The sequence below is a fragment of the Methylibium rhizosphaerae genome (genome assembly GCF_006386545.1).
Lineage (GTDB): Bacteria > Pseudomonadota > Gammaproteobacteria > Burkholderiales > Burkholderiaceae_C > Pseudorivibacter > Pseudorivibacter rhizosphaerae.
In genome coordinates, this window is record NZ_SWAR01000017.1 from 96,741 (window position 1) to 109,127 (window position 12,387).

A 12,387-nucleotide genomic window follows, 5' to 3' on the forward strand; every position below is an offset into this window, starting at 1 on the left:
GCAGAATGACCGGCGCATTCCGCCGCCTGCCGCCATGACCTTTCGCCCCGTCGACCTGCCTGCCGAAACACCCGGCCGCCTCTGGCTCGCCTCGATGCCCGGGCGCTTCGAGAGCTGGGCGGAGTTCGTGGCCGAGGCGCGGGCCGCCAGGCTCTCGCTGGTGCTGTGCCTCACGCCGATGGAAGAAGTGGCCAGCGGCGCGCCGGCCTATCACCGTGCCATCACACGGGGGCAGCTGCCGTTCGCCTGGCACAACCTGCCGATGCGCAACTACGGGCTGCCGCTCAACCAGGGCGGCTTCCGCGCCGGCATCGAGCGGGCGGGGGCAGCCCTCATCGCGGGTGACTCGGTGCTGCTGCACTGCGCGGCCGGCATGGGCCGCACCGGCACCGCCGGGGCCTGCGTGCTCAAGCACCTGGGCCTGCCAACCGACGAGGCCCTGCAGCGCATCCGCGACGCGGGCTCGAACCCTGAGAACGCACTGCAGTCGGGGCTGGTGAACTGGTTCTGAGGCGGCGCAGGCTCGCGCGCGCGGAACCTTTGCGCACCGAGGCGGTCCTGCAACTCACCTCCGCCAACCGAAAGTCTCGCCATGCCTCTGCCGGCCCTTCCTGCGAGCAACACGCGCCGCGGCGCCCTGCAGCACGGCCTCGCCGCAACCGCCCTGGTCGCCTTGCCCGCGCTCTGGTTCGGGCCACGCGCCGGGCAGCCGGCCGAGCGGCGCCTCACGCCGTCCCAGACCGAAGGCCCCTACTACCCTGTGCGGCTGCCTGACGACCATGACGCAGACCTGTTGCGCAGCGGAGCGCGCCGCTACCAGCACGGCCAGCCGACCTGGCTCGAAGGCCAGGTGACCGACCCGGCGGGGCAGCCGCTGCGTGGTGCTGCGGTCGAGATCTGGCAATGCGACCACAACGGCCGCTACCACCATCCCGGCGACGGCAACCAGGCCGACCCGGACTTCCAGGGCTTCGGCCGCGTGTCGGTCGATGCACAGGGCCGCTATCGATTTCGCACGCTCCGTCCGGTCACCTACGGTGGGCGTGCGCCGCACATCCACCTGAAGGTGAAGCTGGGCTCGCGCGAACTTCTCACCACCCAGGTGTACGTACAGGGCGAGCCGCGCAACGAGCGCGACATGCTGTGGCGCTCGATCCGCAACGAGGCCGACCGGGCAGCGCTCACCGTGCCTTTCGAGCCGGTGAGCGACGGCCTGCTGGCGCGGTTCCCGATCGTGGTGGCGGCTTGACGAAGGCCGCGCCGCCGTCAAATGTAAGCACTCGCGACCTAGGGAGTGGCGCAACCGCCCCGTGCGGGTAATCTGCGCGGCCTTGCGCGCAGTCGACGCGCAAGACCCGCCGTACCTGCCGCCGCACCGCGACTCGCGCCGCGGCCCAATGAGAGCCCAAGCGCCGCACATGCGGCAAGCCTGTGCGCAGGTGCTTGCACCCGCCACTCCAGGAGAGGAACCCATGCAGCTCAACGAAGGCATCCCTGCCGTCGCCCCCACGATGGCCGACCAGGCCCGCTACTGGGACGAGTGGAATGCGGCAGCGCGCGAGGACCGCGCGCTCAATGCCGCCTCGCTGCGTCAGGCACAGGCGGTCGAAGACCTGGTGGCCCAGCTGGGCCGCAAGGACCTTTCCATCATCGACGTGGGCTGCGGCACCGGCTGGCTTTGCGAGCGGCTGTCGCGCCACGGCACCGTCACCGGCACCGACATGGTCGAGACCGTGCTTGACCGCGCGCGCCGGCGTCTGCCGCAGGTGCGCTTCATCTGCGGCAACATCTTCGACCTCGACCTCCCCACCGGCAGCTTCGACGTCGTGGTGTCGCTCGAGGTGCTGTCGCATGTCGACGACCAGCCGTCCTTCATGTCACGCCTGGCCAGCCTGCTGAAGCCGGGCGGCCGCCTGGTGCTGGCCACGCAGAACCGCCCCATCTACGAACGCTGGCGCTCGGTCGCGGCGGCGCATCCGGCACAGGTGCGCCGCTGGGTCAATGCGAAGGAGCTGCGCGCGCTGATGGCGCCGCACTTCCGCGACGTCGGGCTGGCCTCGCTGTGCCCGGTGGGCGACGGCGGCTTCCTGCGCATCGTCAACTCGCCCAAGCTCAACGATGCGCTGGGCCTGGTGATCCCCAAGGCGACCCTCGAGCGCCTGAAGGAACGCATGATGCTCGGCAACACGCTGCTCACCTGGGGCACCCGGCGGTAGTTTCGGCCCGCCTCGGCCGACAGCCCGGGTGCGATCATCCGCCGATGACCGCACCCGAGATCGTCTTCGCCGACGACACGCTGATCGTTGCCGACAAGCCCGCCGGGCTGCTGGCCGTGCCCGGCCGCGGCGCCGACAAGCAGGACTGCCTTTCCGCCCGTGTGCAGGCGCTGCACGCCGATGCACTGATCGTCCACCGCCTCGACATGGCCACCTCCGGGCTGCTGGTGCTGGCCCGCGGCGCGCAGGCACAGCGCAGCCTGAGCATCGCCTTCGCACGGCGACTGGTGCACAAGCGCTACACCGCAGTGGTGGCCGGCTCGGTGCAGAGCCCCGAGGGCCGGATCGAGCTGCCGCTGATCTGCGACTGGCCGAACCGGCCGCGCCAGAAGGTGCACCACAGCCTCGGCAAGCCCTCGCTCACGCTCTACCGCGTGCTGCAGCACGACCGCACACACGGCACCACGCGCGTGGAGCTCGAGCCGGTGACCGGCCGCTCGCACCAGCTGCGCGTTCACCTGGCCGAGCTGGGCCACGCCATCCTCGGCGACGCGCTCTACGCCAGCCCCGAGGTGCACGCCATGGCGCCGCGCCTGCTGCTGCACGCCTCGCTGCTGCAACTGCCGCATCCGCGGACCGGCGAGCCGATGACCTTCGAAAGCCCGGCACCCTTCTGACGAAACGGACCCGCCGCCCTGCCTACACTGCCGCCTTGCTTTCGCCTGCCGTCAACCCATGCGCGCTCCCGTCGAACTGCCCAAGTCCTATCGCCTGCTCAACCACGGTCCGACCGTACTGGTGAGCGCCGCCCATGGCGGACGGCGCAACGTCATGGCCGCCGCCTGGAACATGGCGCTGGATTTCAACCCGCCCAAGGTGGCGGTGGTGATCGACAAGGCGACCTACACCCGCGAGCTGGTCGAGGCCTCGGCAAGCTTTGCGATCAACGTGCCCTGCCGCGCGCTCGCCGCTGCCACGCTCGCGGTGGGCCAGCATTCGGCGCGCGAGCTGATCTCGCTGCGAGAAGGCGCCGGCACCGACAAGTTCGCGCACTACGGCCTGGCCACGTTTGCGCCGAGCACCATTGAAGCGCCGCTGCTCGAGGGCTGCGTGGCCTGGCTCGAATGCCGGCTGATCCCCGAGCCGCACAACCAGCGGCGCTACGACCTCTTCATCGGTGAAGTGGTGGCTGCCCAGGCCGACACGCGCGTGTTCTCGAACGGCCATTGGCAGTACGGCCCGGGCACCGACCCGTCGCTGCACACCCTGCACTACGTGGCCGGCGGCCATTTCTTCGCCATCGGCGAAGCATTCGAGACCTCGGCCCTCGAACCGGTGGACAGGCCTCGCCCGGAGAACACATGAACCGGCAGCTCTACATCGTCACCGGCGCGTCGCGCGGCATGGGCCAGGCCATCGCTTCACAGCTGATTTCGGCGCGGCACATGCTGCTGTGCTTGTCGCGCCGCACCAGCGACGCGCTGGCGCAGGCCGCGCAGGCAGCCCAGGCGGCCTGCGAGCAATGGGAACAGGACCTGGCCCAGCCGCTCGAAGCGGCGGCGCGGCTCGAAGCCTGGCTGCAGGCGCAGCCGGCGAATGCCTTTTCCGGCGCGAGCCTCATCAACAACGCAGGCGTGGTGCCGCCGCCCGGCGCGCTGGCCGAGGCGAACGCCGGCGACCTGTCGAACGCGCTGCGCGTCGGCCTCGAAGCGCCGCTGCTGCTCACGTCGGCCTTCCTGCGCGCCACGTCGTCCTGGGCCGGGCCCCGGCGCGTGCTCAACATCTCTTCGGGCCTGGGCCGGCGCGCCATGGCCGGCAGCGCCGCCTACTGCGCCGCCAAGGCCGGCATGGACCACTACTCTCGAGCGGCGGCGCTCGAGGAGGCGCAGCGCCCCAACGGCGCGCGCATCGTGTCGCTGGCACCCGGCGTCATCGACACCGACATGCAGGTCCTGCTGCGCAGTGCCGATGCGACCCGCTTCCCCGAACGCGAACGTTTCGTGCAGCTGCAGGCCCAGGGCCAGCTGAGCAGCCCGGCGCAGGCTGCGGCCAAGGTGCTGGCCTACCTGGCCCGCGCCGACTTCGGCAGCAACCCGGTGGCCGACGTGCGCGAGGCCTGACGGACCCGTCCGACAGCCGGGGCCGACAAGCCCCGCCACCCTGGGCCGATACAGCGCGGCAGGCCCGGCGTCTACCGTTGTGTTGAGCCACGAATGTCTCTGGCTCGAACCATTCGACGGAGAGACTTCATGAACAAGCTGCGCAAACTTGCAGGCGTGCTGCCTGCCATGGCGTTGTCGGCCGCGCTGGCCGGCTGCGCCAGCATGAGCGAACGTGACAAGGCCACCGCCGCCGGCGCCGCCATCGGCGGCGTGGCCGGCTCGGTGCTCACCGACGGCAGCGTGGCCGGCACGGTGGGCGGTGCCGCCGTGGGCGGCGTGGTCGGCAACCAGGTGGGCAAGAAGCGGGAACGCTGAGCCCCCTTTCCGCCGGACTTTGCGACGGCGCAACGCTTGCTCGTTGCGCCGTTCGCTTTTGCGGCAGACGCGTAACATCCCTGGCTTCTCCGTGGAGCGAGGAAGCCATGTTGTTCACTGCCACCGCGCCTGGCGCGGCGCTGCTGCGCCGTGCCGCCCTCCTCGTTGCCGGCATGTTGCTGGCGGCCTGCGGCCATCCGGGCTCGCATCGGCCGGGCCAGCCGGTGGTGCTGAGCGAACCGGAGCGGTTGCAGCTCGAACAACAGGTGGCCGACACCGAACGTGCGTTCGCCAGGACCATGGCAGACCGCGACCATGCGGCCTTCTCGAGCTTCCTCTCCGAGGAAACGGTGTTCTTCACCGGGCCGAAGCCATTGCGCGGCAAGGCCGCCGTGGCGGCCGCCTGGAAGCGTTTCTACGCGCCGGCCAAGGCCCCCTTCTCATGGGCACCGGAGGAAGTCCAGGTGCTGGACTCGGGCACGCTGGCCATCAGCTCCGGGCCTGTCTTCGACCCGCAAGGCAAGAAGGTCGCGAGCTTCACCTCGATCTGGCGACTGGAGGGCCCGGGGGTCTGGCGCATCGTGTTCGACAAGGGTTGCAACTGCGCGGAGTAACCGGTGCCGGGCCGGCGGTAGCACTCTGCAACAATGCGCCGCTCATTCCAGTGCCGCTGCCGTACCGTGAGCCTGCCGTATCTCCCACTTGCCCTGGTCCTGCTGCTGTGCGGCGGGGCCTTGCCGCGTGCCCATGCAGCGCCGCACCCGGCCGAAGCCCTGGTCGAAGAGGCGACACGGGCGCTGCGCAGCCACCCTGACGAGGGACGCCAGCTGGCTGAAAGGGCACTCGCCACACTGGCCCGCCAGCCCGATGCCGACCTCGAGATCCGGGCGCGCCTGCTGCTGTGCGACCACGCCTCCGAGCGAGACACCGCCCTGGCCCTGCGTCAGATCGAGGCGATCGACGCGGCCCTGCCGCGCGCCTCGCGCCCGGGGCTGCGCGCCGGCGCACTGGGCTGCCGCGGCGAGATGCTCGAAAGCGCCGGCGACAACACCCAGGCCATGGCGTACTACGAGCAGGCCGTGAGCGTGTCCGAAGGCGCTCGCGACCTCGAGATGCTGGCGAACTCGCTGTTCCAGCGCGGCTATCTGCGCGGCGTGCTCGGCAGCTACGCGACCGGCCTGGCCGACCTGCAGCGGGCGCGCGCCGAATACGAAAGGCTCGGGCTGGCTCAGCAGGCGCTCACCACGCTCAACGGCATCGCCATCCTCTACAACCGCATGGGCGACTACGCCCAGGCGCGCAGCTACTACGAGCAGACGCTGAAAGCCCAGGAGGCATCAGGCGCCCTGCGCGAGGTGGCGGTCACGGTGCACAACCTCGGCCGTGCGCACGAGAAGCTGGGCGACTGGCCCGCCGCGCGGCAGGCCTTCGAAAAGGCCCTGGCGGCCAGCCGCGAGATCGCGTACCCCCGCGGACAGGCGCATGCCTTGCGCGGGCTGGCCAGCGTGCGCAATGCCGGGGGCGACGCCGCCGGCGCCCTGGACCTGCTCCAGCAGGCCGAGGCCCTGATCGGCGGCGAAACGCCCGAGGCCAGGCTCAAGGCCCAGATCCTGCTCGAACGCGGCAAGGCGCTGCAGGGGCTGCGCCGCTACGCCGAAAGCATCCAGGCCCTCGAGGAGGCGCGCGAGGTGTTCTCCCGCGCCGACTCGCTGGCCGAACTGGCGTCCACGCACGATGAGCTGGCGCAGGCGCATGCCGAAACCGGCGACTGGAAGACCGCCTATGCGCACCAGGTGGACTTCAAGGTGGCCTCCGACAAGCTGCTGCACCAGCAGCTCGACCAGCGCTTCGCCACGCTGAAGGTGGAGTTCGACACGGCCGCCAAGGAGCGCCAGAACATCGCGCTGCTGCGCGAGAACCTGGCCAACGAGCAGGCCCTGGAGCAGCAGCGCCGTGCCAACCAGCTGCAGGTGGTGGCCATTTCGCTGGGCAGCGTGCTGGCTCTGCTGCTGGCCGCCTGGGCGGCGCAGCAGCGGCGCACCAGCCTGCGCATGCGCGCGCTCGCCCTCACCGACGAACTCACCGGCCTCGCCAACCGGCGCAACGTGCTGGCGCGGCTGTCGCAGCTGCTGTCGGCGCCGGGCGCGAAACCCTGCGCCGTGCTCATCGGCGACATCGACCACTTCAAGCCGATCAACGACCGCTACGGCCACCCGGTGGGCGATGCGATCCTGCGGGAAGTGGCGGCCTCGCTTTCGACAGCGGTGCGGGAGCCGGTGTGCCTGGGCCGCCTGGGCGGCGAGGAGTTCCTGGTGGTGCTGCCCGACACGGGGCTGGAAGCCGCCACGCAGGTGGCCGAGCGGCTGCGCGAGGGCATCGCCGCCATCGATACCTCGCGCTGGTTCAGCGACCGCGCCCTGACCATGAGCCTGGGCGTCACCGTGTCCACGCCTGGTGCGGACACGCTCAGCACCATGCTCAAGCGCGCCGACGAAGGGCTCTACGAGGCCAAGCACGCCGGCCGCAACCGGGTGGTCGCGCGCACGGCCTAGGCTTCGGGCGGCAGGCGGCGCTGCGCGGCGGAGGGCACCTCGCGAGCCTGCACATCCACCACGTCGCCCATGTCTGCGCCTGAATGGCGTGCGCCGGCAGTCTGGAACCAGGGCGCCGACCTGCCGCGCGAGCCGGAAGCCATGCGCCACCGCACCGACGCCGGCCGCTTGCCGGCCAGCAGGCTGCGCAGCACGAACACCAGCGCCACCACCACACCGGCCACCAGCATGCTGGCGGCGAACACCAGCCCCGCCAGCAGCACGACGACACGCAGCAGGAAGGAAAGGACCCGGGACAGGAAGTTCATGGCCGAAAGACGCGAAAGCGCGAGAGGCAGTGAGACGAGGCTGCATCCTAGTGCGGGTTTGTTAAGCACGCATAAGGCGAGAGCCCGGCCGGGGGCATCGCTTAAGCTAGCGGGCCCCGCACGCCTGTCCATGCCGCCGACTCTCCCGCCTCCTCCGCCCGCGAGCCCCTCTCCCGCCAGCGCTTCCCAGCCTTCGTTGTTCACCTTCCGCGCATTCATGCGCTTCTGGTTTGGTCGCCTCGCCTCGACCATGGGCAACCAGATGCTGATGGTGGCGGTGGGCTGGCAGATGTACGACCTCACCGGCAGCGCCTGGGACCTCGGGCTCGTGGGCCTGCTGCAGTTCACGCCGGCGCTGGCGCTCACGCTGGTGGCGGGGCACGTGGCCGACCGCTATGACCGGGCCCGCGTGCTGGCGCTTTGCTACACCGCGCAGGCGGTCATCGGCCTCGTGCTGGCCACCGCCGCACACCAGCAGTGGACCAGCCGCGAGCTGTTGCTGCTGCTGTCGGTGGTGCTCGGCACCACCAAGGCCTTCCAGATGCCGACGCAGCAGGCGCTGGCCCCGCTGCTGGTGCCTCCCGAGGTGCTGCCGCGCGCGCTGGCATTCAGCTCGGCCGGCATGCAGGCGGCCATCATCGGCGGGCCGGCGCTGGGCGGCTTCGTCTACGTGGCCGGAGCCGACGTCGTGTATGCGATGTGTGCCCTGCTCTTCGGCGCCGCCTGCCTGCTGATGCTGGGCGTGCGCCATCACCATGCGCTGCTGCCCAAGGCCCCGGTGAGCCTCGACACGCTGCTGGCCGGCGTGCGCTTCATCCGGCAGCGGCCGGTGGTGCTGGGCGCGATTTCGCTCGACCTGTTCGCCGTGCTGCTGGGCGGCGCCACCGCGCTGCTGCCGATGTTCGCGAAGGACATCCTGCATGTCGGACCCTGGGGCCTCGGGTTGCTGCGCGGCGCGCCGGCGGCCGGTGCCTTGCTCATGTCGCTGGCGATGACGCGCTGGCCGCTGCAGCGCCGCGTCGGCAAGCTGCTGTTCGCCGCGGTGGCGGTGTATGGCGTGGCCACGCTCGGCTTCGCCCTGTCGACGCTGTTCTGGCTGTCGTTCGCCGCGCTGTTCGTGTCCGGCGCGGCCGACATGGTGAGCGTGGTGATCCGCCAGTCGCTGGTCCAGCTCGACACGCCCAACGAGATGCGTGGCCGCGTCAGCGCGGTCAACTCGATCTTCATCGGCGCGAGCAACCAGCTGGGTGAATTCGAATCGGGCGCCACGGCAGCGCTGCTGGGACCGGTGGGCTCGGTGCTGCTGGGCGGCTTCGGCACGCTGCTGGTGGCGTTGGCCTGGATGAAGCTGTTCCCGGATCTCGCCCGCCGCGATCGCCTGAGCGAGGTGCGCTGAAATCCTGCCGGCGCCCGCGACGCGGGCGCGGCATTTGCTGAGGAGAAGGTGGTGAATCGAAACCTGCGCCGCATCGCGCGCATCTTCCTGACCGGCCTGCTGGCCGCGCTGCCGCTGATGGCCACGGTGCTGATCCTGGTGTGGACCGGGCAGCTGCTGTTCCAGTGGTTCGGCCCCGACAGCCTGATCGGCAAGGGCCTCGTGGCCATCGGCTTCGGGCTCGGCGGCACCCAGGCGCTGGGCTACCTCATCGGCCTGGGGCTGCTGGCCTCGGCGATCTTCGGGCTGGGCATCCTGGTCGAGTCGGGCCTGGAGCGCGGGCTGGCCACCGCGGTGAACGCGGTGGTAAGCCGCATCCCGCTGGTGCGCCACGTGTACGACGTGATCGAGAAGTTCGTCGGCATGGTGTCGCAGCGCGACAAGGACGGCCTCAAGTCGATGAGCGCGGTGTGGTGCCACTTCGGCGGGCCGGGCGGTGCGGCGGTGCTGGCGCTGCTGTCGTCACCCGAGCCGGTGCTCGTGGAAGGCAAGCCCTTCCTCGCGGTGGTGTTGCCCACCACGCCGGTACCGGTCGGCGGCGGGCTCGTTTACGTGCCGCAACACTGGGTCACACCTGCCAGCCTGGGGATGGAGGCGGTCACCAGCATCTATGTGTCGATGGGGGTCACGTCGCCCCAGCATCTGCCGGCCGCGCCCCACGGCGTGGCCGCAGACGTGAAGGGAGCGACGGCGCCCTCGTGAACGAACTGAAGGAGTACGTCATGCCTGTACCCGATCGAATTGCGCAAGGCCGCACCGTGGTGCTGCCGCCGATGGCCGGCGACGTGAACGCGGTGCGTTTCGAACCCAATGCCGAGTGGCTGCGCGAGGCGCCGCCCGAGCAGCAGCAGACGGCGATGTGGCGCTGGTTCGCCACCCGCTACGACGACCCCAAGTTCGCCACGCCGCATGACGACGCCGGCGACTACCTCTACACCGACGGCGGCCCCTATCTCGCCGACCGGGTGCTGCACGAGCAGTTCGACGGCGTCGTGCCCGAGCCCGTCATCGATGAACTCGTGCACGACATCCAGGACGAGGTCGGCAACGAGTGGGCGCTGAAGACCGTCGACAAGTTCGGCGGTTAGCGCTCCAGCCCGGCCATCGCCACCCGCAGCGACGGCTCGTTCGCGGCTTCTTCCTCGGCGTGCAGCGGCAGCCGGTCGCGCAGCAGCGCTCCCGACACGTTCTCGTCGCGCAGCAGGTCGGCGGTCAGCGCGTCCAGCACGGCGCGGTGGCAGGTCAGCGTTTCGCGGCACAGGGCCTGCGCACGGTCGAGCATCGCGCGGGCCTCGGCCAGCACCCGCTCCTGGATGTGCGGACCGACCAGTGCCTCGGGCACGCCCTTCAGGCTCAGCAGGCCGAATTCGCTCGAGAAGCCCATCGAGCTCACCATCTCGATGGCCAGCTCGGACGCGCGCTTGAGGTCGTCCTGAGCACCGGAGGTGGTGTTGCCGAACACCATGAGCTCGGCTTCGCGGCCCGCCAGCAGCATGCCCAGGCGGCCCTGCAGCTCGGCTTCGCCGTACAGCGGCACCTCGTTGTGGCGCGTCACGAAGGTCACGCCCAGGGCCTGGCCGCGCGGCTCGATGCTGATGCGCTCGACCACCCCGGCCTTCAGCACGTGGGCCACCAGCGCATGGCCGCTTTCGTGCACCGCGATGCGCTCCCGGTGCGCCGGCGTGATGAGCGCCTTCATGTTGGACACCTCGCCGCCGAGCTGGTGGCTTTCGAGCGCACGCTCGATGTGCGACTGCTCCACATGGGCCCCGCCGGCCTCGGCGGCCAGCACCGCGGCGCGGTTCACGATGTTGGTGATGTCAGCGTGCGACAGGCCGCTGCTGGCGCGGGCCAGCGCGTCGGCGTCGATGGCGGGCGCAGCCTTCACCCGGGCCAGGCACAGCGCGAACAGCTCGCGCCGGTCGGGGAGCGTCGGCAGGTGCACGCGGGCCACGAGGTCGAAGCGGCCGGGGCGCTTGAGCGCGTCGTCCACGTTGCCCACGTGGTTGGTCGCGCCGATGACGACCACGTTCTCCGACGCGGAGAAGCCGTCCATCTCGACCAGCAGCTTGTTGATGATGCGGTTCTCTTCGGACTGGCCGCCCTGCACCTTGGCGCCGCTCGCACGCTTGCCGATGCCGTCGAACTCGTCGATGAACACGATGCACGGCGCGTGCTTGCGGGCGGTGGCGAACAGCTCGCGAACCTTCGCGATGCCGGCGCCGTAGAACATGCTCGAGAAATGCGAGCCGTCCACCGCGATGAAGTTGGCGCCGCATTCGCCGGCCAGCGCGCGCGCCAGCAGCGTCTTGCCGGTGCCGGGCGGGCCTTCGAGCAGCACGCCGCGCGGCGGCTTGGCACCGAGCGCGAGGTACTTGTCCGGGTTGCGCATGAAGGCCGTGACCTGCTGCAGCGCGGCCTTGGCTTCGGTGGAGCCGATCACGTCGTCGAAGCCGGTGTCGGGCTTTTCGGCCAGCTTGGCCTTGGCCCCGCCGCCCATGCCGCCGGTCTGGCGCACGAGGTACACCCCGATCAGCACCGTGGCCGCAAGGGTGAGCAGCGCCATCAGCCGTTCCATCACCGTGCCGATGCTCGCCATGAGCTTCTGCCGCGCGGTGCGCGCGTCCACCTTGACCTGCGTGAGCGCGAAGCCCTGCTCGCGGCTCAAGGCCTCGAGCCGGCCGTGCATGCCCTCGCGGGTGCTCGACAGCAGCTCGGTGCTGAAGCGCTGGCCGTCACGGGTGGTGACCAGCACGTGCTGGCCGTCCACGCCGATGGCAGAGGCCTGCCCCTCACGCAGCGTGCGCTCGAACTCGGACACGTCGCGCGGCTGGTCGAGCCAGGCGCGCGGCTCGGCTTCGAACTGCCGCGCCAGCGCCGTCTTGCCTTCATGCGCAGGGAGCGTGCCGCGGTATTCGAATGCCACCGCGGCAGCCAGAACCAGGAGGGAAGCCAGCGAACCGGCCAGGTAGAGGGCCCAGCGGGGCCAGGTGGAGAGGTACTTCATCGCGGTCCAATGTAGAGACCGCTGATGAGACTACAAGTGCGCCCCGTGTAAGGGCTCCAAGAAAGGTGCAAACGCCACGCTGTTTACACCTGCTCTCGCACCAGCGTTACAGAGGTGACGCGGCGCGTCACTCCTCGCGGGCCCCGGGCCGCCGCGCCGGGCCGCCCCAAGCAAGGCCCGCTCCCCTCGGGGGAGTGGCCGGCGTACTCGCCGGCCGAGGGGCAGACATCCCACGGGCCGCCGCGCCGGGCCGCCCCAAGCAAGGCCCGCTCCCCTTCTATGAGACCCGCTTTGTCAAGCGCGTCGTTCATGGGGGTTTGTTGGAGGATGTCGTTGGGGTTTGCCTTCCCGCTGGCCGGAAGGGGCGCAGGGGATGGGTGGTGGGGTGGATC

The 12,387-nt window shown here is 70.6% G+C and carries 14 protein-coding genes; 12 read left to right on the forward strand and 2 right to left on the reverse strand.

Features of this window, described 5'->3' with window-relative positions:
- Positions 1 to 34: 34 nt before the first annotated feature.
- From E8D38_RS14015 to E8D38_RS14055, 9 genes are all read left to right on the forward strand, one after another.
- Complete coding sequence (locus E8D38_RS14015) at positions 35 to 511, forward strand: protein-tyrosine phosphatase family protein (protein WP_140631516.1); 477 nt, start codon at positions 35 to 37, stop codon at positions 509 to 511.
- A gap of 81 nt (positions 512 to 592) precedes the next feature.
- Positions 593 to 1,249 (forward strand): dioxygenase family protein, encoded by a 657-nt coding sequence (locus E8D38_RS14020; protein WP_181179140.1) that lies wholly within the window; start codon positions 593 to 595, stop codon positions 1,247 to 1,249.
- Positions 1,250 to 1,472: 223 nt separating this feature from the next.
- Positions 1,473 to 2,216 carry a class I SAM-dependent methyltransferase gene (locus E8D38_RS14025; protein ID WP_219851745.1) on the forward strand — a complete coding sequence of 248 codons (744 nt, stop codon included), beginning with the start codon at positions 1,473 to 1,475 and terminating at the stop codon, positions 2,214 to 2,216.
- 44 nt (positions 2,217 to 2,260) lie between these two features.
- The gene (locus E8D38_RS14030) at positions 2,261 to 2,893 is read left to right on the forward strand and encodes a pseudouridine synthase (RefSeq protein ID WP_140631519.1); all 633 of its coding nucleotides are present in this window, start codon (positions 2,261 to 2,263) and stop codon (positions 2,891 to 2,893) included.
- A gap of 58 nt (positions 2,894 to 2,951) precedes the next feature.
- Positions 2,952 to 3,581 carry a flavin reductase family protein gene (locus tag E8D38_RS14035; RefSeq protein ID WP_140631522.1) on the forward strand — a complete coding sequence of 210 codons (630 nt, stop codon included), beginning with the start codon at positions 2,952 to 2,954 and terminating at the stop codon, positions 3,579 to 3,581.
- Positions 3,578 to 4,336: an SDR family NAD(P)-dependent oxidoreductase gene (locus E8D38_RS14040; protein ID WP_140631525.1), complete on the forward strand. Its 759-nt coding sequence runs from the start codon at positions 3,578 to 3,580 to the stop codon at positions 4,334 to 4,336. Before E8D38_RS14035 ends, E8D38_RS14040 begins: the two co-directional genes overlap by 4 nt.
- A gap of 129 nt (positions 4,337 to 4,465) precedes the next feature.
- Entirely contained in the window at positions 4,466 to 4,693 is a 228-nt protein-coding gene (locus E8D38_RS14045) for a glycine zipper 2TM domain-containing protein (protein WP_140631528.1), read from the forward strand.
- A gap of 107 nt (positions 4,694 to 4,800) precedes the next feature.
- On the forward strand, positions 4,801 to 5,307 hold the full coding sequence (locus E8D38_RS14050) for a YybH family protein (RefSeq protein ID WP_246099483.1): 507 nt from the start codon (positions 4,801 to 4,803) through the stop codon (positions 5,305 to 5,307).
- Positions 5,308 to 5,373: 66 nt separating this feature from the next.
- Positions 5,374 to 7,245: a GGDEF domain-containing protein gene (locus tag E8D38_RS14055; RefSeq protein ID WP_181179142.1), complete on the forward strand. Its 1,872-nt coding sequence runs from the start codon at positions 5,374 to 5,376 to the stop codon at positions 7,243 to 7,245.
- On the opposite strand, the gene E8D38_RS14060 is transcribed toward E8D38_RS14055, so the two are convergent.
- On the reverse strand, positions 7,242 to 7,553 hold the full coding sequence (locus E8D38_RS14060) for a hypothetical protein (RefSeq protein ID WP_140631535.1): 312 nt from the start codon (positions 7,551 to 7,553) through the stop codon (positions 7,242 to 7,244). The genes E8D38_RS14055 and E8D38_RS14060 overlap by 4 nt on opposite strands.
- A 130-nt stretch (positions 7,554 to 7,683) precedes the next feature.
- Here E8D38_RS14060 and E8D38_RS14065 point away from each other — a divergent pair, with 130 nt between their 5' ends.
- The 3 genes from E8D38_RS14065 to E8D38_RS14075 are packed head-to-tail and all read left to right on the forward strand — an operon-like array spanning position 7,684 to position 10,076.
- Positions 7,684 to 8,949, forward strand: a complete 1,266-nt coding sequence (locus tag E8D38_RS14065; protein ID WP_219851747.1) for an MFS transporter — start codon at positions 7,684 to 7,686, stop codon at positions 8,947 to 8,949.
- 51 nt (positions 8,950 to 9,000) lie between these two features.
- On the forward strand, positions 9,001 to 9,690 hold the full coding sequence (locus E8D38_RS14070; protein WP_246099484.1) for a DUF502 domain-containing protein: 690 nt from the start codon (positions 9,001 to 9,003) through the stop codon (positions 9,688 to 9,690).
- Between the two features lie 20 nt (positions 9,691 to 9,710).
- Positions 9,711 to 10,076: a hypothetical protein gene (locus E8D38_RS14075; protein WP_140631541.1), complete on the forward strand. Its 366-nt coding sequence runs from the start codon at positions 9,711 to 9,713 to the stop codon at positions 10,074 to 10,076.
- On the opposite strand, the gene E8D38_RS14080 is transcribed toward E8D38_RS14075, so the two are convergent.
- A complete protein-coding gene (locus E8D38_RS14080) occupies positions 10,073 to 11,995 on the reverse strand; it encodes an ATP-dependent metallopeptidase FtsH/Yme1/Tma family protein (RefSeq protein WP_140631544.1) in 1,923 nt (640 codons plus the stop codon). The genes E8D38_RS14075 and E8D38_RS14080 overlap by 4 nt on opposite strands.
- Between the last annotated feature and the right edge of the window lie 392 nt (positions 11,996 to 12,387).